The organism is Actinocorallia lasiicapitis, from assembly GCF_054778695.1.
On record NZ_BAAGZI010000653.1, the window covers coordinates 1 to 1,847 of the forward strand.

The 1,847-nt window shown below is 74.6% G+C and carries 1 protein-coding gene and 1 pseudogene; one reads left to right on the plus strand and one right to left on the minus strand.

All coding sequences use genetic code 11. The features are described 5' to 3' along the window. Positions 1-838: pseudogene (locus ACYVE7_RS33395) on the minus strand (hypothetical protein); the annotation flags it as partial. Between the two features lie 355 nt (positions 839-1,193). Between ACYVE7_RS33395 and ACYVE7_RS33400 the strand changes: the two are divergent. After that, positions 1,194-1,847, plus strand: a 654-nt coding sequence (locus ACYVE7_RS33400; protein ID WP_460370491.1) for an ATP-binding protein, incomplete at its 3' end; no start/stop codon positions are given.

A 1,847-nucleotide genomic window follows, 5' to 3' on the forward strand; every position in this document is an offset into this window, starting at 1 on the left:
CGGCCGCGTGGACGGCCTCGCGGACCAGCTCGTGCCGGAACCCGAGCCGGAGATCGTCGTCGGCGCGCAGCAGGTCGGCGCCGATGAGCTCGTCCAGAGCCCGCCGGGTCTCCCCGCCGGTGAGCCCCGCGACGGCAGCGAGCACGGCGGGGTCACCGTCCGGGTCGACGACGGTCGCGGCCCTTACCGTGCGGAGCGCCTGGTCGGTGAGCCGGGAGGTCTCGGTGGCGATACGGCGCGCGAAGAGCGGACCCGCTCCCCGCCCTTCGGTCTCCGCCAGCGCCTCCAGATAGACGGGGTTGCCGCCGCTGCGCCGGTGGAGCTCGCGCACCCGGCCAGGAGCGAACCCGCCGAGCAGCTCCGACGCCTCCTCGACCGTGAGCGCGGCCAGGTCCACCCGGAGCACCACCCCTTCGGTCTCGCCTTCGAGAAGGAGCGCGGCGAGCTCCGGCGGCGCCTGCCGGGGACGGTAGGCGGCGACCACGACGAGCTCCCCTTCGATCGGGGTGGTGATCAGGTCCGTCAGCCCGCGCAGCGTGAGGTCGTCCTGCCAGTGCAGGTCGTCGAGGAGGACCACGCCGCGGCGCGGCCCGAGCGCTCCGGCGAACTCGGCCGCCCCCCGCGGAACTCCCGTTCCGCCGGGCCCGCGCGTCCTCGGCCAGCCGTGCCGGACGACGCAACGGTCCTGGGCTCGGTGGCCGAGACGTGACAGCAGCCTCGACTTGCCCGTGCCAGGATCACCGGCGAACACCACGACCCGGTGTGCGGTCCGGCCGGAGACGATGTCCTCGAGAACGTCGTCGAGCCCCGCGCCGTCCGAACTCCAGTTCTGTCTCATGCCCTACCACCTCCGGCACGAGCCTGACAGTCCCCGGGCCCCCCTACGCCGGGGCGTCCCCTCGCCGCGGACCCCGAAGTTACCGACCGGCGCGACCCCGGGAACGCCGGGACGGGCGGGGTCGAATGCTGGGGGAGGGCCCTGGGGGCGGCCCCAATGCCGGAGGCCCGCGCCGGGCACCAGAGTGCACCGTGCGGTCGCCCCCGAGGCCGCGTTCACCGGCCGCGGCGGCGAGGGTCACTGATCCCTCCCTCGCCGCCGCGGCTGAGACGTTTGGAGCCGTCGTTACTCTGGCCCGCCGTTTTCCCAGCGGATAGCAACGTTGCTGGACCACGAGCGCGCCAGGGACGGAACCATGTCATCGCCATATGTCGACCCCCACGATCTGCCCCTGCAGGAACGCGACCCGCAACTGGAGGCCATGAACGAGGCCGTCGTCGGCGCGGCCCGCGGGCAGGGGAGGTGCGTGACGCTTTTGGGAGGCACGGGGGCGGGCAAGAGCACCGTCCTGTTCCGTGCGGCCCCGCCGGACGACGGCCGGGTCCAGGTGCTCCGCGCACGCGGCGGTTTCCTGGAGACCGGGTTCTCCCACGGTCTGCTGCGCCAGCTCTTCGGCCGGCTGGCCGCCGACCCGGGCCGACGGGCGGCGGGACTCTTCGACGGCCTCGCCGGGAAGGCGCTCGAGCTCCTGGAGGGCGACGGCGGGCCGGCCGGCCCCGGCGAGATCGGCGCCTTCCAGGTCGTCCTCGAACGGCTGTCGCTGCGGCGTCCGGTGATCCTCGTGATCGACGATCTGCACTGGTCCGACGCCCCCTCCCTGCGCGTCCTGCTCGGTCTGGCGCACGCGCTGCCACGCTCAGTCAGCGTTCTTTCCGCCGCCCGCCCTCCCGGCGGCGGGGCCGAAGGCGAGCTCCTCGCCCGCTACCTGGCCGATCCGTCGGTGGCGGTGCTCCGCCTGCCGCCGCTGTCGGCCGAGGCCGGGGGCCTGCTGCTCGAACAGGCGGCGGGC